Origin of the sequence: Neisseria dumasiana, from assembly GCF_022870885.1 — a bacterium.
GTDB classification, from domain to species: domain Bacteria; phylum Pseudomonadota; class Gammaproteobacteria; order Burkholderiales; family Neisseriaceae; genus Neisseria; species Neisseria dumasiana.
On sequence record NZ_CP091509.1, the window covers coordinates 524,292 to 541,688 of the forward strand.

The 17,397-nt window shown below is 50.8% G+C and carries 14 protein-coding genes and 1 tRNA gene; 10 read left to right on the forward strand and 5 right to left on the reverse strand.

Annotated elements, in window-relative coordinates; translation table 11 throughout:
• Positions 1–142 precede the first annotated feature (142 nt).
• The 6 genes from LVJ88_RS02375 to LVJ88_RS02400 all read left to right on the forward strand — a co-directional run bounded on the left by LVJ88_RS02375 (position 143) and on the right by LVJ88_RS02400 (position 5,778).
• Positions 143–218: transfer RNA gene (locus LVJ88_RS02375), tRNA-Arg, on the forward strand.
• A gap of 459 nt (positions 219–677) precedes the next feature.
• Positions 678–2,456, forward strand: coding sequence for a biosynthetic-type acetolactate synthase large subunit (gene ilvB, locus LVJ88_RS02380; protein WP_085355766.1), 1,779 nt, complete (start codon positions 678–680; stop codon positions 2,454–2,456).
• Positions 2,456–2,947: an acetolactate synthase small subunit gene (gene ilvN, locus LVJ88_RS02385; RefSeq protein WP_054600200.1), complete on the forward strand. Its 492-nt coding sequence runs from the start codon at positions 2,456–2,458 to the stop codon at positions 2,945–2,947. Before ilvB ends, ilvN begins: the two co-directional genes overlap by 1 nt.
• Positions 2,948–3,033: 86 nt before the next feature.
• Positions 3,034–3,339: a putative quinol monooxygenase gene (locus tag LVJ88_RS02390; protein WP_085418676.1), complete on the forward strand. Its 306-nt coding sequence runs from the start codon at positions 3,034–3,036 to the stop codon at positions 3,337–3,339.
• A gap of 46 nt (positions 3,340–3,385) precedes the next feature.
• Complete coding sequence (gene ilvC / locus LVJ88_RS02395) at positions 3,386–4,399, forward strand: ketol-acid reductoisomerase (protein WP_054600202.1); 1,014 nt, start codon at positions 3,386–3,388, stop codon at positions 4,397–4,399.
• Positions 4,400–5,109: 710 nt separating this feature from the next.
• A complete protein-coding gene (locus LVJ88_RS02400) occupies positions 5,110–5,778 on the forward strand; it encodes an isochorismatase family protein (protein WP_085358372.1) in 669 nt (222 codons plus the stop codon).
• 479 nt (positions 5,779–6,257) lie between these two features.
• Here the strand turns inward: LVJ88_RS02400 and LVJ88_RS02405 are convergent, their stop codons facing one another.
• The 3 genes from LVJ88_RS02405 to LVJ88_RS02415 all read right to left on the reverse strand — a co-directional run bounded on the left by LVJ88_RS02405 (position 6,258) and on the right by LVJ88_RS02415 (position 9,085).
• Positions 6,258–6,938 carry a YiaD family glycine zipper/OmpA-like lipoprotein gene (locus tag LVJ88_RS02405; protein ID WP_054600204.1) on the reverse strand — a complete coding sequence of 227 codons (681 nt, stop codon included), beginning with the start codon at positions 6,936–6,938 and terminating at the stop codon, positions 6,258–6,260.
• A gap of 220 nt (positions 6,939–7,158) precedes the next feature.
• A complete protein-coding gene (locus tag LVJ88_RS02410) occupies positions 7,159–8,025 on the reverse strand; it encodes a YoaK family protein (protein WP_085418771.1) in 867 nt (288 codons plus the stop codon).
• 247 nt (positions 8,026–8,272) lie between these two features.
• Positions 8,273–9,085, reverse strand: coding sequence for a DNA ligase (locus LVJ88_RS02415; protein ID WP_054600206.1), 813 nt, complete (start codon positions 9,083–9,085; stop codon positions 8,273–8,275).
• 91 nt (positions 9,086–9,176) lie between these two features.
• Between LVJ88_RS02415 and LVJ88_RS02420 the strand changes: the two genes are divergently transcribed.
• Positions 9,177–9,815, forward strand: a complete 639-nt coding sequence (locus LVJ88_RS02420) for an MBL fold metallo-hydrolase (RefSeq protein WP_085355769.1) — start codon at positions 9,177–9,179, stop codon at positions 9,813–9,815.
• A 218-nt stretch (positions 9,816–10,033) separates the two neighbouring features.
• On the forward strand, positions 10,034–11,290 hold the full coding sequence (locus LVJ88_RS02425) for an OmpA family protein (RefSeq protein ID WP_054600208.1): 1,257 nt from the start codon (positions 10,034–10,036) through the stop codon (positions 11,288–11,290).
• 79 nt (positions 11,291–11,369) lie between these two features.
• Here LVJ88_RS02425 and LVJ88_RS02430 read toward each other — a convergent pair whose 3' ends face one another.
• Entirely contained in the window at positions 11,370–11,768 is a 399-nt protein-coding gene (locus tag LVJ88_RS02430; protein WP_085418772.1) for an MliC family protein, read from the reverse strand.
• 301 nt (positions 11,769–12,069) lie between these two features.
• Here LVJ88_RS02430 and ileS point away from each other — a divergent pair, with 301 nt between their 5' ends.
• On the forward strand, positions 12,070–14,856 hold the full coding sequence (ileS, locus tag LVJ88_RS02435) for an isoleucine--tRNA ligase (RefSeq protein ID WP_085418773.1): 2,787 nt from the start codon (positions 12,070–12,072) through the stop codon (positions 14,854–14,856).
• Between the two features lie 202 nt (positions 14,857–15,058).
• Positions 15,059–16,636, forward strand: coding sequence for a bifunctional peptide-methionine (S)-S-oxide reductase MsrA/peptide-methionine (R)-S-oxide reductase MsrB (msrAB, locus tag LVJ88_RS02440; protein WP_085418774.1), 1,578 nt, complete (start codon positions 15,059–15,061; stop codon positions 16,634–16,636).
• Between the two features lie 126 nt (positions 16,637–16,762).
• Here msrAB and LVJ88_RS02445 read toward each other — a convergent pair whose 3' ends face one another.
• Complete coding sequence (locus LVJ88_RS02445; RefSeq protein WP_085355772.1) at positions 16,763–17,395, reverse strand: 7-carboxy-7-deazaguanine synthase QueE; 633 nt, start codon at positions 17,393–17,395, stop codon at positions 16,763–16,765.
• Positions 17,396–17,397 lie beyond the last annotated feature (2 nt).

Consider the following 17,397-nt stretch of genomic DNA (forward strand, 5'->3'; position numbering starts at 1 on the left):
GAATCCGCCGCAAAAAATGCCGTTAAATTAACAGCGGAGCGGGCAGTTTGCCGCAAGCTGTGCCATGATCGGGTATCTGTTCGGAGCTGCGGTAAATTAATTTTGCCAAACGGGATGTTTTACGCTAACCTTACGCCTTTTCGCACCCATAGCTCAGTTGGAAGAGCGTCAGTTTCCGAAGCTGGAGGTCACAGGTTCGATCCCTGTTGGGTGCGCCAGAATAACCGCAAACCCTGCAATCCAAACGAGCTTTATTGCTATGGCTCGAAAAGAGGCGGGGTTTGTTTGTATTTCTTAGAGCTGTTTGATATTTAAGGCCGTCTGAAAAGCATGTTTTCAGACGGCCTTTTGTTTACGTCCGTTTAATCTGAATATTGTAGTCGGATGTTGTTTTAATTTATTTTGATGAAAATCAAATAGTAAAGGCTTTATGAAAATTTTGTGCAGGCAGATGAAAGTTTTTGTCTTGATTGGATTGGGGAGTTTGGGGTATTGTGCAAACTCTTTTTTACTTTGATGAACGCTCAAGCGTCTGATTCAATTGATTGGGCAGCTTGGTTGTCGCCGTTTTTCTGTGGTGCGCGTACCCTAAATCGCTGCTTACAGAAAATGCATTACAGGTGCTGTGGCGAAGCCGGTTGCTCCTATTGGTTTACACGCAGAAAATAGAGGCAGACATGCAATTATCAGGTGCACAAATACTCGTGCAGAGTCTTAAGGCCGAGGGCGTGGAATACGTTTTCGGTTATCCGGGCGGCGCAGTTCTCGAAATCTACGATGCGCTTTTCCAACTCAATAAATTCAAACATATTTTGGTACGCCACGAACAGGCGGCGGTGCATGCCGCAGACGCTTATTCGCGCACCAGCGGTAAAGTCGGCGTGGCGTTGGTTACTTCCGGGCCGGGAGCAACCAATGCGCTAACCGGTATCGCCACCGCGTATTCCGATTCCATTCCCATGGTGGTTATTACCGGTCAGGTGGGTACGCCCGCAATCGGCACGGATGCGTTTCAGGAGGTGGATACGGTAGGTATTACCCGTCCCTGCGTGAAGCATAACTTCTTGGTTACCGACATCAACGAGCTGGCAACGACCATCAAAAAAGCCTTTCAGATTGCTTCAACCGGCCGACCCGGCCCGGTGGTGGTGGATATCCCCAAAGACGTAACGCAGGCGATGGCGAAATTCAGCTATCCGCAAGAAGATATTTTTATCAGGTCTTACCAACCGGTTACGCAAGGGCACACCGGTCAAATCAAAAAAGCCGTACAGATGTTTGCTTCGGCCAAACGGCCGTTGGTGTATTTCGGCGGCGGCGTGGTATTGGGCAACGCGCATCAGGAATTGATTGATTTCGTGCGTTTAACCGGAGCGCCCTGCACCGGCACCTTAATGGGCTTGGGTGCGTTCCCTTCCAGCGACCGTCAGTATTTGGGTATGCTGGGTATGCACGGCACTTACGAAGCCAACTTGGCTATGCAGAATGCCGATGTGGTGTTGGCCGTAGGTGCGCGTTTTGACGACCGTGTGGTTTCGGTACCTGCTAAATTTTTAGAAAAACCTAAGAAAATCATCCATATCGACATTGATCCTTCCAGCATCGCCAAGCGCGTTAAAGTTGACGTGCCGATTGTGGGTGATGTGAAAAACGTATTGTCGGAAATGTCGTGCCTGTGGAAAAAGCAGGAGCTGCTTGTGACGCCTGCCGCTTTGGAAAAATGGTGGCACAACATCGAATCATGGCGCAGCCGTGATTGCTTGTGGGTGGATTACGACAGCGAGATTATCAAACCGCAATATGTGGTGAAAAAGCTGGCCGAAGTAACCAACAATTCAGCCATTATCACTTCCGACGTAGGGCAGCACCAAATGTTCGCCGCTCAATACTACCCGTTTGAGCGGCCGCGCCAATGGCTCAATTCAGGCGGCCTCGGTACGATGGGCGTAGGTTTGCCTTATGCAATGGGTGCGAAACTTGCCGCTCCCGACCAGGATGTGTTCTGTATTACCGGCGAAGGCTCGATTCAGATGAACATCCAAGAGCTTTCAACCTGTTTCCAATACCGCATACCGATTAATGTGGTAACACTCAACAACGGTTATTTGGGTATGGTGCGCCAATGGCAGGAGCTGTATTACAGCAACCGCGAATCGGAAACTTACTTTGATTCACTGCCCGATTTTGTGAAATTGGCCGAAGCCTACGGGCATATCGGTATCCGAGTGGACAAAAAATCAGATGTAGAGGGTGCGCTGCTTGAAGCTTTGAATCAGAAAGACCGTTTGGTTTTCTTGGATTTCATTACCGACAAAAAGCAAAATGTGTTCCCGATGGTAGGCAACGGCAAAGGTTTGGACGAAATGGTGCTGCCGCCTCATATGCGCGAAACCCCGATGGATTCGGACGTGAACGACGTTAAAGACCGTGATTACGACACAAGGAGCGTGCCATAATGCGACATATATTATCTATCCTGATGGAAAACGAATCAGGCGCGATGAGCCGCGTGGTAGGCTTGTTCTCCGCTCGTGATTACAACATTGATTCTTTAGCCGTTGCGGCAACCGAAGATAAAACCCTTTCGCGCATGACCATTGTTACTCATGGCGACGACACCGTGTTGGAACAAATCACCAAACAACTCAACAAACTGGTTGAAGTGGTGAAGGTGGTCGATTTGAATGAAAGCCGGTTTGTCGAGCGCGAACTGATGCTGGTTAAGCTGCGTGCCGTTGGAAAAGACCGCGACGAGTTTTTGCGCCTGACCGAAATCTACCGCGGCAGCGTCGTTGACGTAACCGATAAAACCTACACCATCGAAATTACCGGTTCCAGCGATAAACTGGACTCATTTTTGGAAACCGTAGGCCGTAGCCAGATTTTGGAAACCGTGCGTACCGGTGCGGCAGGTATCGGCCGCGGCGAACGGATATTGAGAATCTGACTTTTTCAGACGGCCTCTTCACTATATAGATAGTTTGATGGAGCTTTCTAGAGGCCGTCTGAAAAATATCGATAAGGAAAAACGCCATGCCTAACGTAAAAATTGCCGCAATGATTGTTGTGAAACCCGAATACCGCCAAGAGCTGTTTGATGAGTTCCTGCAATTAGTCTCCGCCAGCCGCAGAGAAGCAGGCAATATACGTTACGATTTACACCAAGATTTGGAAAACCCCGACAGAGTAGTGTTTTTTGAAATCTGGAAATCACAGGCAGCAGTTGACGAACATGCCGCCTCGGCACATTTTCAAGCCTTTCTCAAGGCAATCGAGGGCAAAACTCAAAGTGTGGAAATCATATCCATGCGAGATCTTTCCGAAAATGCACCACAATAAGCCCGCCCAACCCAATATTATTTACTAAATGAACAAAGGAAAAAACATGCAAGTTTTTTATGATAAAGATGCAGACCTGTCATTGATCAAAGGTAAAACCGTAGCCATCATCGGTTATGGTTCGCAAGGCCATGCCCACGCGGCTAACTTAAAAGATTCCGGCGTAAACGTAGTGATCGGTTTGCGCCAAGGCGGTTCTTGGAATAAAGCCGTAGCCGCCGGTCACGACGTACGCTCCGTAGCGGAAGCCACCAAAGCTGCCGATGTGGTAATGATTCTGTTGCCTGACGAAACCGCTCCTGCCGTTTACAACGCCGAAGTCCACGATAATTTGAAAGACGGTGCCGTTTTGGCATTCGCACACGGCTTCAATGTTCATTACAACCAAATTGTTCCTGCAAAAAATGTCGACGTTATAATGGTTGCGCCTAAAGGCCCCGGCCACACCGTACGCAGCGAATACCTCAAAGGCGGCGGCGTGCCTACCCTGATTGCCGTTTACCAAGACAACTCAGGTAAAGCACGCGATATCGCCTTGTCTTACGCAGCAGCCAACGGCGGCACCAAAGGCGGTGTGATTGAAACCAACTTCCGCGAAGAAACCGAAACCGACTTGTTCGGCGAGCAAGCCGTATTGTGCGGCGGCGCAGTGGAATTGGTGAAATGCGGTTTTGAAACATTGGTAGAAGCCGGTTATGCCCCCGAAATGGCTTATTTCGAATGCTTGCACGAGCTGAAACTGATTGTGGATTTGATGTATGAAGGCGGTATTGCCAACATGAACTACTCCATTTCCAACAATGCCGAATACGGCGAATATGTTACCGGCCCCGAAGTGGTTACTCCTGCCACTAAAGAAGCCATGAAAAAGGCACTGTACCGCATCCAAAGCGGCGAATACGCAAAAATGTTTATTCAAGAAGGTGCCACCAACTATGCCAGCATGACTGCCCGCCGCCGTTTGAATGCAGATCACCAAATCGAAAAAGTGGGCGCACAACTCCGCAGCATGATGCCTTGGATTTCCAAAAACAAACTGGTTGATTTAGACAAAAACTAAATGTTCGACTTTTCGTGAAATGCGCTCTCAGCAGCTAACGATTCTGCCTGTTTCAGTAAGCGGGTAAACAGTAAGCGGATAAAAGAGTGCATGGGGCATCTGCCGGCCGAGACCTTATGTTCATATAAGGTCTCGGTTTTTTTTAGGAATAAAGAAAGGAGGCAATCATCTGTTGTAAAAAGAAAGTAAGTATGCCCCGATTTAGCGGAATATATTCAATCACCTTAACTGTTACTAGGGTGTTATTGCGTCTTGATCGGCATCCATATTCGTTGTTCGCAAAATTTTATACCGTTTGTCTTAAAATAATGCCGACTGTATCATTTTGTTAACAGAATGGCTTTTATATTTGTTATTGATTTTAATATGAAAATTATATTTTTAGCCGGAGTTTTGATGCGGTGGGTTGAAATGATGTTGCAACAACAAACAAGTGGTTAATATGTTAATTGTCTATATCTATAATTTGGCATTTTAAAATTTATATTAAAATCAAATATTTATTATTTTTATTTGTTATATATACCGAATATCCGGTATTTTTTATGCTTTTTGATAGATATTTTCTAACGAAATTATTTTTACAGTTAAAAATAATAACTAGAGAAAATACGTTTGTCTTGATAATATGCCGTTTATCGAAATAAACCAATTATCTTAAATTTGTTCCGTTTATTTGTTCGGGAACCATTTTTAAAGGGGCAAACATCATGACCATCATTGCTATCGACCTTCAACCCCAATGCCGTTTTTCTTGCTTTGCGGCTAACGACCAACAATGTGTTCACCAACCGGAAAACATTGTACCGGAGTTGAACCGTCAGGCCCGTTTTGCCCACAAGCGTTTATTAGTTGAAAACATTTCTGCTGCGAAAAAGACCTTATGCGCCAGCTTGTGCAGCGGTGGGGCAGGTCAAGTGCACAACACATTTACGTTCAGCCGCGAAAGCCAGTTTGCTATCCGTGTTGAATCTTGCCGCGGAACACATTTGCTCAAAGGCTTGCCCAGCCCGGCGGATTACGATCATGCCGTAGAAGTGGAGGGTGACGAGTCTTTCAGTGCCTGCTTTCATGATGCCAAAGAAAGCCGCAGCACCGGTTTAATCGAATGGCTGCATGCGCAAAATGCCCAAACTGTGATTATCGGCGGTTTGGCAATGGAACAGGCTGTTTTGGAAACTGCCGCTCATTTGGCTTGGTATAACGACAACTGGCATATTATTGTGAATCTGGCGGCATGCAGCGGTTATACACCTGAAGATACCTTGAAAGCAGTATATGCTTTGCGCCAAGCAGGTATTACGGTAGTGGCTTCTTCGGAAGAATTGGAAGCGGCAATTGCTGCCGGCCCCACCCGTTTGATGGAAAAAGTATCTTAAGCTGAAAGATTAAATCAGTCTGGGTTTAGGCAGGCTGCTTCTGTGTGATAGCGTAAAGCCGTATATGAGTAGAGTACGGTGCCGATAGGGCGGGAGCAGTATTGGAAGAACCTCAGGCTGCTTTATGTTTTGATTGATTTCCTTTAGTTTAACTCTCCAGAATCTCTTTGCAGACACTCCCATCTGTAAGAGCACTTCAAAGGCCGTCGTTTTTTTTCAGACGGCCTCTTTTTTATATCGCAAATAAACTTATTGTTGATACAAGGCAGTGAGCGACCTGACAATATGTGTATAGCCAATCAACTTAATTTCTGCTACGGCGTTGCTGCTCAGTAGCAGAAATTAAGTTGATTGGCTATATGCGTGTGGCAGGTAAACTCTGCTTGAGACCTTTGCAAAATCCCCATCTGCATTTCTGTACGCGTTACGACGCGTTGAATTGCATCTGCATCAGGGGATTTGTAAAGGTTGCAGCCTGTTTATTGCTGTTGCTGGGCAGCGCGAACCGCGTTTTGATCAGGGTTGATCAAGATTTCTACACGGCGGTTCTTGGCTCTTCCTTCAAGGGTGTCGTTGCCTGCAACGGGTTGGCGCGAGCCGTAACCGATGGTGCTGAGTCGCGAAGCTGCCACACCGCGGCGGTTCAGGTAATCGGCTACCGATTGGGCGCGGCGTTGCGACAGCGGCTCGTTGATGGCATCGGAACCGGTGTTGTCGGTATGGCCGGCTATGGTTAAAGTGGTGTCGTGATATTGAACGAGCGTTTCGGCCGCTTTATTCAAGGCGTCCATGGCATTGCCGCTCAATGCCGCACTATTGGTAGCAAAGGTTACGCTTTCGGGCATGATCAATTTGATTTGATTGCCTTGGCGTTCGATTTCTACGTTGGTATTGGCTAAGCTTTCACGCAGTTTTTTCTCTTGGTAGTCCATATAGCCGCCAACGCCCGCACCTACTGCGCCGCACGCCAAAGCCGAGTTGCGTGCGCCTTTGCCGCCGTGGGTAAGTGCGCCGACGATGCCGCAGGCTGCTGCGCTGCCTAAGCCGTACATAGCGGTTTTGCTCATTTTTTGTTGGCCGGTTACGGGGTCGGTTACGCAGCCTGAAAGCATTAATGCGGAAGTGGCTGCCAATACGGTTAAGGGTTTCAACAGGTTCATAGGTTTTCCTTTCGATTCTGTACTAATGATTTATTCAGGTTTTCGGCCTGTTTTGTTGAGACATGTTTCTGCGTTTACTATATAGAACATTATCCATGCTAAACAGTTTGCTTAACGTTATATTACAAAGCTGGCCGCTTGCTTACTGTTCAGACGGCCTGATGCCGTCTGAACGGGTATAAACCGTGTCTTTTATGATACACGGAGAAGTAGCAGGTGCTTATTGCCGGCTGTGCTTTCTTTGGCCGTATTTCTGTAAACGCTGTATCAGCCTGAGCTTGATTCTCAGTTTGACATCGTATCCGACCGAACCGAATCCCAACACGAACAGTATTGCCGATACGGGTAAGGCGAAGTGATGGCCTACCGTGTGGTAGCCCCATGCGCCGATCAGGCCGCCGGCAAAAAAGGCTGTTAACAGGCCGGTAAAGAGTTTGGCTTTGGGTTTGTTAACGTGCACGTTGGGCAGTTTGGGGTTGTTGCTGCGGCTGTAATAGAGCATTTTGGAAATTTCTATGCCTAAATCGGTTGCCGTGCCGGTCATGTGGGTGGAACGGATGGCACCGCCGGAAAGTATGGTAACGACGGTATTGTGCATACCCATAATGAAACACAATAAAAACATGGCCAATGATGGCATTTCTGCAATGTCCCATTCGAGCGCGGTAACGCCCAAAACGCCGAAAAGCAGCATATAGATTCCTTCCAGCCACATCGAAAAACCGAATCCGCCGCGAAACCTCCGCCTTTTCGCCCATAAAACCACCCAACTCGAGTGGGCTGCGCCGAGAATAAAGCACACCAGCCCGAGCATGGCAATCAATACCGCTTTCCATTCGCCCAAATAAGCCATATCGGCTGCGTGCGACATTTCGCCGGTAACGTGGGAAGTGTAGCGTACAACCGCAAAAAAGCCCCCGGCGTTAATGGCTCCCGCTAACAGTGCCATCAGATAACCGAGTATGCGGAAGCGCACATCGCTGATATTGTGTTCGTGCAGATAAGGTTTGTCGGCCTGCCAAAACGGCTGCGCGTTTTTTGTGCGGCGGCGTTTGATGCGGTAGGAATCGGGGGCTTTGTTGTCCATGTGGCAGATAGAATACGGATGTTATGGAGATGCCTTTGCGTAATGGTTATCGGAATATGCGGGGGCCGGCAAAATAAAATTCGGCAAAAGCATCGTAATCAGCGGTGTGTGTCTGCTTTTATTGTAACGTGCCGTCTGAAAAAAGAAAGTTCAAATCATGCCGGTTTATCGGTAAAACCGTTTTAGATATCGAACGAAGCGGTTTTTCCGCCTTTACATTTTGCCGCAGCATCGATTGGCGGACGCTTTACGGCTCTTTTCTAACCCGTAAAAACGTAGCGAAGCGCGGCGTGCCTTTTTGTGTGAATCCGCTGTAACGGTAGGTGATTGTGCTGCCGATGGCAGGCGGGTTGGCGCGGTCGGCATCTTTCAAACCGCTGCCGATGCGGAATTCGCCGTGGCGGTTGGTGCAGCCCAAGGCACCGACCATGCCGGCATATTTGCCTTTGCCCTCGTAGTGGCGGGTAACGGTACATTCGTCGTCGTGCCGGCTTTTTAGTTTGAGCAGGTAGTTGCTGCGTCCGCTTTGATAAGGCATGTCGGGATGGCGCAACATCACGCCTTCACCGCCGGCCGCTTCGATTTGCTTTAAAAATGCGTGGGCGTGGGCATTGTTTCGAACCGGTGTTTGAGGAATGATTTTGACAGGTGCTTGAGGGTGTTGTTTCAGCCAGTTTTCCAATACTGCCAAGCGCCGGTAGAGATTGCCTTGTGCTTGCGGCACGTCGAACACATGCAGTTTGATGTGCTGCCAGCTGCCCGAGCTTGAACGCACGGCGGCAGATATGCGTTCGAATTGCCCTCTTTGGCTGAACAGTTCGCCGTCTAGGGGGAAGGGCGGGAAATGGGCGGTGTAGCCGGCGGGCGGAGTAAACGCATAACCTTGACGGCTGACAAGCTGTTTGCCGTTCCAATAGGCGCGCACACCGTCTAATTTTTCACTCATGGCCCAACCGCTAACATTTTGGCCGGTATATTCTTTTGCCAGCAGCAACTCCGAAGCGGCCGCTGCGGTGGTCTGCGTGATAAACAAGGCGCAAGAGAGTATGATGCGTTTCATTTTGTTTGATCCCCTGTAATGCTGTTTCATTTGTGTATTTGGTTGCGCAAGATACTATTACAGGCCGTCTGAAAAATAAAGGAATTGATTGATGACTTTACAATGCGAAATCATTGCGGTAACACCGTTCCGTCAAAACTGTACCTTGATTTGGGATGACGAAACCCGTGAGGCCGTTTTAACCGATGTGGGCGGCGATGTGCCGTTTCTGCTGCAGGAAATCGAAAAGCACAATTTGAATTTGACCCAGATTTGGCTGACGCACGGCCATTTGGATCATGTGGGCGGAGTGGTGGAACTGCGCTCGCATCTCGATGTGCCGGTATGGGGGCCGCATTCGGAAGATTTGTTTTTGCTTGAAGAATTGCCGCGCATTACGGCTGAATACGGCTTCCCCGTGTCGCCGTCGTTCACGCCTACGCGCTGGTTGCAGGAAGGCGATACTTTGAAGGTGGGCAAATATGTATTTGACGTACTGCATGCGCCCGGCCATACCCCGGGTCATGTTGTGTTTTATTGTAAAGATGCGGAATTATTGATAGCAGGGGATGTCTTGTTTTATGAAAGTATCGGCAGAACGGATTTTCCGCGCGGAAATCACGCCGATTTGATCCGTAATATCACAAGCAAGCTGCTGGTATTGCCCGAAACGACACAAGTGATCAGCGGGCATGGCAGAACAACCACGATAGGCCATGAAAAACGCCATAATCCGTTTTTGCGGGCGTGATGGCTTTGTTAAGAAATGAAAAACTCAAAAAATGCCGATGAAATTTATTTAACGTGCTTCGGCATTTTGTTTTATTTTCTCCGGGTTGCGCGATATTGCCGATACGTTAAGTTTAAGTGTCAGAAAAAACGTGCTGCGGAAGCATAAACACAAATTATGAGCCGTGCCGTATTTTTGGTGCTTATTTTCGACACCTCTCACAACAAGGAGAAAGAAGTATGTCTTTTGATTTGGGCAATTTATTGCAAAGCCAACTGGGCGGCGTGTTGAGCCGTTTTCTTACCCAATCGGGCGAAAGTGCCGAAAACAGCACCAAAGCAGTCCGTCTCGCCCTTCCTGCGGTAGTAGCCGGTATGCTGAAACACATCAGCAACCAGCCGGACAACGCAGCCAATTTATACGAAACCGTTAGCGGTGCTTCGGGCAATCTCTTGACCAATGCCGTGGGCCGCGCGGAAGAGGGCGGTTCCGGCTTTAACGATTTGCTGGTATGGGGTAAAACCCAACTGCCTCATTTCTTGGGAGGAAACGCAGCCGATGTATCCGACCAGATCTCCCAAGAAAGCGGCGTGTCAAAATCGGCCGCGGGTTCTTTGATAGCCTTGGCTCTGCCTTTGGTATTGTCGGTTTTGCGCAATAAAATGAAAACCGAAAATCTCGACCGCGATCAAATGCTGGGCTTGTTCAGCTCGCAACGCGATTGGTTGTCGGGTTCGCTCAGCAACGGCATGTTGTCGGCCTTGGGTATCGGTAGTTTGAGCGGCCTGTTCGGCAGCCTTTCCGGTTTGTTCGGTACTACCGCGCGCACCGCGGCTACCGGAGCTTCTGCCGCCGCTGCTCCCGTCGCATCAACTGCTGCGGCAAAAGGTTCGGGATTGGGCAAATGGATTGCTTTGGTGCTTGCCGCACTGTTGGCCTTGTTTGCTTTCAAGAGCTGCGACCGCAAAGCAGGCGATACCACGCCGGTTGCCGCATCGGGTGAAGCGGTTTCTGATGTGGGAGCGGTTGTCGAGCCTATGGATGCGTCCGGCGTGTCTGCCCCCGTTATGCCGTCTGAACCTTCTGTGATTGCCACGCCGGTTGCCAGTGAAGCGGCAGCATCCGCGGCTTCTCAAATCGTTGTCGATGCCGTCAAACCCGATGATGCACACGTGCTTTATCAAGACGGCGTAGCCAAATTCTATTTTGCTACCGCCAAAGCCGATGTAGCCGAAGGTGCGGAAGTGATGGCGGCTGATCTGATTGCCGCAGGTAAAGAAGGCAAAAAACTGATTATCAGCGGTTTTGCCGACAGCACCGGTAATGCCGCCGCCAATGCCGAATTATCGAAAAAACGCGCCAACGCCGTGAAAGCGTTCTTTGAAGCACAAGGCGTAAACCCCGCGAACATCGAATTGCGCAAACCTGAAAACACTACCGGCGCCATCGGTAACGATGCCGAAGGCCGCCGTGTAGAAGTAAGGGTGGAAGGCTAACGGTAATGTGATTGCCGATTAGGAAAGGCCGTCTGAACATGATTCAGACGGCCTTTTAAGTATGGCTGCAAGCTACTGTTTATTTCGTGCTGTTGCAAGAAGTTTGGGTTACGTTGCCGTAGCGGTCGGAGAAAGACAAGATGGCTTCGCCGCCTTTTTGGTGCCATTCGGTTTTTTTGTCGCGTGATACGTAACGCTCGCCCGAACCGGATACTGCGCTTTCAAGAGTGGCGTTATAACGCTCGTCTTGCAGGCCGTATTCAACAGCAACGCGGTCGCCGTTGATGCGGTTTACGTTAACGGTAAAGCCGTTTTGGCAGCTGAATTTGGTAGCTGAACCGTGTGTATGGTGGCTGTGGTCATGGCCGTGGCTGTGGTCGTGACGGTGGCCGTGGTCGTGATGTCGGGGAGCATCAGAAGCACATGCAGCCAAAATCAGGGCAGCAGCGGCAGGAGCAAGCATTTTTACAAATTTCATCAAACATTCCTTTCCAGTAAAATCATCTTTATAAATAGAGCCGACCGAAGGCAGGCTGCGGATATACTACTGCCGTTTGGCCGAAACATTGTCTGCACGGCCTAAACATTGTAACGTTTAACTTTCATTTACCGGCCTTTTCACAGTCTGTTGCACTTTTCAGACAACGCAAAGCCTTATAAAATGAAACAATTTTGCAAGCCTGAAAACAGGCCGTCTGAAATAACCGGCTTCACAGGTTTGGCCAAATCCGCTAAAACGATTTGAATCACTGCTATATAACCGAATAACCGAGAACACCATGACCGATTACAGCAAAACCGTCAATCTTCACGAATCGCCTTTTCCCATGCGCGGCAATCTCGCCAAGCGCGAGCCGGCGTGGGTGAAAGATTGGCAGGATCAGCAACGCTACCAAAAACTGCGCCAAAAAGCCCAAGGCCGCCCGAAATTCATTCTGCACGACGGCCCGCCCTATGCCAACGGCGACATCCACATCGGTCATGCCGTTAACAAAATTCTGAAAGACATCATCATCCGCAGCAAAACGCTGGCCGGCTTCGACGCGCCCTATGTGCCGGGTTGGGACTGCCACGGCCTGCCGATTGAAGTGATGGTGGAAAAACTGCACGGCAAAAACATGCCCGATGCCAAGTTCCGCGAACTGTGCCGCGAATATGCCGCCGAACAGATCGCCCGCCAGAAAAAAGACTTCATCCGCTTAGGCGTGCTCGGCGATTGGGGCAAACCTTACCTGACTATGGATTTCAAAACCGAAGCCGACACCGTGCGCACCCTCGGCGAAATCTACAAAGCCGGCTACCTCTACCGCGGCGAAAAACCTGTACAGTTTTGCTTGGATTGCGGCTCTTCGCTGGCCGAAGCCGAAGTGGAATACAAAGACAAAGTATCGCCCGCCATCGACGTGGCTTATCCGTTTAAAGACAACGCCGCCCTTGCCCAAGCCTTCGGTTTGAGCAACCTCGACGGCCAAGCCTTTGCCGTGATTTGGACAACCACGCCGTGGACATTGCCCGCCAGCCAAGCCGTGAGCGCAGGTGCTGATGTGGTTTACCGGCTGATCGACACGCCGAAAGGCAAACTCGTACTCGCCAAAGATTTGGCCGAAGACGCTTTGAAACGCTACGGCTTTTCAGACGGCCAAACCCAAGTGTTGGCAGAGACCACCGGCGACAAGCTCGAAAACCTGCACATGAGCCATCCGTTTTTAGAGCGCGACATCCCGATGCTTAACGGCGAACACGTTACCACCGATGCCGGTACCGGCTTGGTTCACACCGCACCTTCGCACGGCTTGGAAGACTATTTCGTCTGCTTGAAATACAACATCACGCTCGACAACCCCGTTAACAGCGAAGGCCGCTACCGCAGCGACGTGCCGCGCGTGGCCGGCTTAACCGTTTGGGAAGCCAACGCCGTGATTATCGAATGGCTGCAAGAAGAAAACAGATTGCTTTCCCACGCCAAAATCGAACACAGCTACGCCCATTGCTGGCGGCACAAAACCCCGCTGATTTACCGCGCCACCGGCCAATGGTTTATCGGCATGGACAAAGCCGGAGCCAGCGGCAAAACCCTGCGCAACAACGCGCTCAAAGCCGTGGACGATACCGAGTTCTTCCCCTCATGGGGCCGCGCCCGCCTGCAAGCCATGATTGAAGGCCGCCCCGACTGGGTGGTGTCGCGCCAACGCTATTGGGGCACGCCGATGACCTTCTTCGTCCACAAAGAAACCGGCGAACTGCACCCGCGTTCCGCCGAGCTTTTGGAAGAAGTGGCCAAACGCATCGAAGAAAAAGGCATCGAAGCATGGTTCTCGCTGGATGCCGCCGAACTCTTGGGCGCGGAAGCCGATCAATACGAAAAACTCAAAGACACCATGGACGTATGGTTCGATTCGGGCAGCACCCACTTTTCTGTGCTGAAACAGCGCGACGAGCTGGCTTGGCCTGCCGACCTTTACCTCGAAGGCAGCGACCAGCACCGCGGCTGGTTCCAGTCGTCCATGCTCACCGGCTGCGCATCGATGGGCCGCGCACCTTACAAACAACTGCTCACGCACGGTTTTGTGGTGGATCAAAACGGCAGAAAAATGTCCAAATCGCTGGGCAACGTTGTCGCTCCGCAAGAAGTGTATAACGAATTCGGTGCCGACATCCTGCGCTTGTGGACGGCCTCTACCGATTACAGCGGCGAATTGGCGATTTCCAAAGAAATCCTCAAACGCGTTACCGAAAGCTACCGCCGCATCCGCAACACTTTGAGCTTTTTGTTTGCCAACCTGAGCGATTTCCGCCCCATCGAGCACGCCGTGCCGCAAGACCAAATGGTGGAAATCGACCGCTACGCCTTGATTTTGGCGCGCCAACTGCAAGAGCGTTTGGCCGGCGATTACTACCCGCGTTATGCCTTCCACTTCGCCGTGAAAGACATCGTGAGCTTCTGTTCGGAAGACTTGGGCGCGTTCTATCTCGATATTCTGAAAGACCGCCTCTACACCACCCACGCCGACAGCCACGCCCGCCGCAGCGCGCAAACCGCGCTTTACCACATCACCCGCAGCTTGGTGTTGCTGATTTCGCCGATTCTCTGCTTCACCGCAGAAGAAGCGTGGGACATCATCGGCGGCGGCGAAGAAGACAGCGTGCTGTTCCACACATGGCACGAATTCCCGCCCATCAACGAGAAGAGCGAAGCCGAACTCGTGAAAAAATGGCAAGCCGTGCGCCAAGTGCGCGAAGCGGCCACCGCCGCCATCGAGCCGTTGCGCACCGATAAAACCGTCGGTTCTTCTTTGCAGGCCGAAGTCGAAATCACTGCTCCCGAAGATTTGGCAGGCTACCTGAAAATGCTTGGCGACGAATTGCGTTTCGTGTTGCTGGTGTCCAAAGCCTCCGTTAGCAAAGGTGAAGAGCTGGCGGTAACGGCCAAAGTGAGCAGCGGCGAAAAATGCGAACGCTGCTGGCACTACACCGACGACATCGGCGCGGTTGCCGAACATCCCACCATCTGCAAACGCTGTGCCGACAATGTGGACGGCAAAGGCGAAGAACGCCACTATGCCTAAACCCCGCTGAATGGTCTAATCAGTAAGAGGCCGTCTGAAAACATGGTTTTCAGACGGCCTTGATGTTTTTATCTTGCAACAGTTTCAACCTGCCTTTGCAAACCGTTGCTTGGGCAAATTTACATGGGAAAACAATCTGCCGTGTAAGAATTTACCGTTGCGCGCGTCTGCTGTATAAAATCCCGATCAACAGGAGGAAATCATGAAAACCCCCAAACATACGGGCTGGAAAATTTTTGCCCTGATTGCCGCAATTGGTGCGGGCACGGCCGTTTTGCTGCCGCAAACGCAATCGGCAGCCGCTGCGCCCGTGCCGCAAGTTTTGTATAAGCTGCAAGACACTCAAGGCAAGCCCGCCGGAAACTATCTGCAAAAAGACAAGCCTACGTTGATTAAATTTTGGGCGAGTTGGTGTCCGCTGTGCCTTTCCGAGCTGGGGCATACCGAAGAATGGGCAAAAGACAGCCGTTTTCAGACGGCCAATCTGATTACCGTGGCCTCTCCCGGCTTTCTCGGCGAGAAAAAAACGGGCGAATTTCAGCAATGGTATGCCGGCCTGAACTACCCCAAGCTGCCGGTGATTGCGGATGACGGTGGTAAAATCGCCAAAAGCCTCAATATCGGTGTTTACCCCTCGTGGGCGGTGCTCAACAAAAAAGGCGAAGTCGCCCGCATTATCAAAGGCAGCATCAACGAAGCGCAGGCTTTGGCTCTGATCGATAACCCCGATGCCGACATAGGCCGTCTGAAAACCCAATTCTACAAACCCAGCGACAAGAAAAAGGAATCTGCCGTGATCAACACCAAAACCATTTATCTGGCCGGAGGCTGCTTTTGGGGCTTGGAAGCCTACTTCCAGCGCGTGCCCGGCGTAGTGGATGCCGTATCCGGATACGCCAACGGCAAAACCGACCACCCTTCTTATGAAGACGTGGTTTACCGCGATACCGGCCATGCCGAAACCGTAAAAGTTACCTACGATGCCGACAAACTCAGCCTCGACGATATCCTGCAATACTATTTCCGCGTAATCGACCCCACCAGCCTCAACAAACAAGGCAACGACCGCGGCACACAGTACCGTACTGGCGTTTACTATACCGATTCTGCCGAAAAAGCAGTGGTAGAAGCTGCCCTGAAAAAAGAGCAAACCAAATACAGCCTGCCGCTGGTTGTGGAAAACCTGCCGTTGCAACATTTCTACGAAGCAGAGGAATACCATCAAGATTACCTGATTAAAAACCCCAACGGCTACTGCCATATCGATATCCGCAAAGCCGACGAGCCGCTGCCCGGAAAAAGCGCACCGAAAACCGAAAAAGGTTTTAATGCCGCCACCTACCGCAAACCGAGCGATGCCGAACTGAGACGCATATTAACCGACGAGCAATACCGCGTTACCCAGCAAAGCGGCACCGAATACGCTTTCAGCCACGAATACGACCATCTGTTCGACCCGGGTATTTACGTTGATGTGGTCAGCGGCGAACCCCTGTTCAGCTCCGCCGACAAATACAATTCCCACTGCGGCTGGCCGAGCTTTACCCGCCCGATCGAACAGGCCGCCGTTACCGAACACGACGACTTAAGCTACAACATGCGCCGCGTCGAAGTACGCAGCCGTGCCGCCGATTCGCACTTGGGCCATGTGTTCCCCGACGGTCCCAAAGACAAAGGCGGTTTGCGCTACTGCATCAACGGCGCCAGCCTGCGTTTTATTCCGCTGGATAAAATGGATGCCGAAGGTTACGGCCATCTGAAATCAAGCGTGAACCCTTGATAGATGTTTGAAAAACAGCAGGTTTGTTGATTCAAATGTGAAATACCGTTTTCCTTCGTCAAAAAAGGCAGTGTGCTGATGCATACTGCCTTTTCTGCGGGATTAAAGCGTATTGAGAATACAGAGTTACTCAATCCCCGCCCATTTATGTGTTTGCACGCTCAATTGCCAATGCACGGGGGCATCGGAGCGGCTGTTGAGCACACCGATTTGGCGGATGGTATCGTAAATATTCATTTCGCCGTTTTGCTCGCAGGGCGAAAGGTAGTAATGCTTGGCACGGATTTTGTGCTCCATACGTTCGCAAAACGCCAGCACATCGCCGTCGGCCACGATGCGTACTTCGTCGGCGGTTGCGATGCACTGCTTTTCGTATTTTTCTGCATAGCAGGCTTTGGGGCTGGTGGCGACAAAGTCGATTTGCGGCGGCGCGGGGTTGAGGCCGTTGGTTTCGATACAGAGCGTGTAGCCTTCGGTTTTCAGTGCATCGAGCAGAATATCGAGATGCGGCTGGATGGTGGGTTCGCCGCCGGTGATGATGATGTTGCGTGCTGTGTAGCTTTTCAGACGGCCTAAAATATCCTGCAAACTCATCATATTGAATGTGAGGTAGTCGGTGTCGCACCATGAGCAGGCGAGGTTGCACTTGCCGAGGCGGATGAATACGGCGGGCATGCCAGTGTTATAGCCTTCCCCTTGCAGGCTTTCGAAGATTTCAACGATGCGGTATTGCGGGTTTTCGGGGCGGATTTCGGTCATGG